The following is a 398-nucleotide window of genomic DNA, read 5'->3' on the forward strand; positions in this document are numbered from 1 at the left end:
AACGGCTTCACCAGGTAGGACATCACCGAACGGTCCTCGGTCTTGATGAAGGTTTCCACCGGCATGCCGGGCACCAGCTTGACTTCGCCGAGGCGCGCGACCTCGGCGGCGGTCGTCTTGATGCGCACGGTGTAGTAGCTGACGCCGGTGCGCTGATCGGTGGCGATATCGGGCGAGGTTCTCTCGACAACGCCATCGATCTGCGGCGTCGTGGGCTGGTTGAATGCCGAGAAGCGCAACGATGCCTGTTGGCCGACCCATAGCTGGTCGATGTCGCTTGGCGCGATCTTGGCTTCCACCGCGAGGCTGTCATTGTCCGGCACGACCTGCATGATCGTCTGGCCGGGCGTGATCACCCCGCCGACGGTGTAGGCGAGAGACTGCTGCACGACGCCGTC

General features: G+C 64.1%; 1 protein-coding gene. It reads right to left on the reverse strand.

Features of this window, described 5'->3' with window-relative positions:
- A partial coding sequence (locus EN851_RS34360; RefSeq protein WP_135931060.1) for an HlyD family efflux transporter periplasmic adaptor subunit occupies positions 1-398 on the reverse strand: 398 nt, incomplete at both ends.

This window comes from Mesorhizobium sp. M8A.F.Ca.ET.208.01.1.1, assembly GCF_004791315.1.
GTDB lineage: Bacteria > Pseudomonadota > Alphaproteobacteria > Rhizobiales > Rhizobiaceae > Mesorhizobium.